The organism is Phormidesmis sp. 146-33, from assembly GCF_052939515.1.
In genome coordinates, this window is sequence record NZ_JBJPHU010000280.1 from 1 (window position 1) to 1,511 (window position 1,511).

The following is a 1,511-nucleotide window of genomic DNA, read 5'->3' on the forward strand; positions in this document are numbered from 1 at the left end:
CCAGCCCTTTCAAGGTGCTTTTTCATCTTTTTTAGATTTCGCTTGACTGAGCAATCGAGCAGTAGAGACGTGAGGTTTGTCTTTTTGCCGTTCGGGTTTGGGGACTTTCTTCTTCTCTCCTCTGGGGTGAGAGCGGAATTTGGACAAATTCATCTGTGCGGCTAACTGTTGAAGAAACTGAACGGTGGAGTCTCCGTCAAGCTGAGCCAACGGTTGCCATTGCAGTGGCGGAATGGCAATCATCATGCCCGCATAGACACGGCGCACTTCATCCGCTAAATAATAAGGAGAAATGCCCGCTTCAATTTTGTCGGCTCCATGCACAGAGCGCATGGCCGCTTGAGCGACCGCCAGCAGGTTGTAGCAAATCAGTGCCATGACAAAGCCAAACAAAGCGGCTCTGGGGTAAGCAAGCGTGTTGATTTCTCCTCGGAAACATTGTTCGAGCACTTGAAACAGTCGTTCAATCCGCCAGCGTTTTTGATACAGTGCCGCAATTTGCACCGCATCGGCGTGAGCGATGGGGAGATTCGAGAGCAGAGCAATTTCGGCATCTCCATCTCGAGTGGGCTGATGGAGTCGCACGACAATGCGGCGCAGCCTTACCTTTAATGTGTCGTTGAAAATCAATTGGACTGATTGCTCGAACACCGTTCCCGTTGCGCTCTCACCCACAAAAACCAACTCATCGAGCGCTTTGTAGGGGAGCAGACCATGCTGACGAATCACCAAAGCTGCCCCCCGCCCATGCAGACCAAACAGAAACCCCAACGTGCAAAAATTGCGGTCGGCGATCCACAAATCTCCACTGGCTACCGTCGCCAACACCCGACTCAACAGTGCCCGCTCTTGGGCATGACCGTCCTCACAGGCAAACACATCAACCGCCAACATCAACGCCGGATCTAAAATCACCAGCGCATGACCGGGCAGGGGCGCACTGTTGAAAGACCGCAGCACCTGTAGGCGGCGTTCGGTCGCGGCTAGATGATTGCCATCGAGAATTTTGACGCGATATCCTTCCAGCAAGGGAGGAAGGCTGCCACCCAGTCTCTCAATCAATCCTTGCACCCGCTTGACCACATGCCGCAGTAAGGCTTCGACGATCTGAGGCTCCATCCCATTGAGCTTGTTATAAACTGACTGAATGGTCACGCCAATCCCCTTCGCTTTGGCTTGATAGGCGGCGTTAACCGAGGGTGAAATGCCACAAACCACCAAACTCATCAAATTCACAATCGTCGAAAACAGCAATTCCCGGTGATATTGTCGTTCGGCTTGCTGCTCAAACAACTCATCGATTTCCTTGGCGGGCAGACTCTGTTCTAGGAGCACCCTCAGCATCACGCAGAAGGGACTCTCGGCAATGAACCGCTCAAACACTTCCCCCAATATCATGGCTCAAAGGCAGGTCATTAGACTTTCAGCTTTTACGATAGCGGTCTGAAAGCCAGCAATGACAGGGATGACAACAAATATTAAAAAGCGCTCAAATGACCTTTAGAGGGCTG

Annotated in this window: 1 protein-coding gene; it reads right to left on the bottom strand. The window is 52.0% G+C overall.

The window, feature by feature from the left end; all coding sequences use genetic code 11:
- Window positions 1–9 precede the first annotated feature (9 nt).
- Complete coding sequence (locus tag ACJ2PR_RS35950; protein WP_446880646.1) at window positions 10–1,344, bottom strand: IS4 family transposase; 1,335 nt, start codon at window positions 1,342–1,344, stop codon at window positions 10–12.
- Window positions 1,345–1,511: the final 167 nt, after the last annotated feature.

Coding starts and splice junctions, on each gene's coding strand:
- ACJ2PR_RS35950 (WP_446880646.1), bottom strand. CDS start 1,344: ATGCTGAGGGTGCTCCTAGAACAGAGTCTGCCCGCCAAGGAAATCGAT.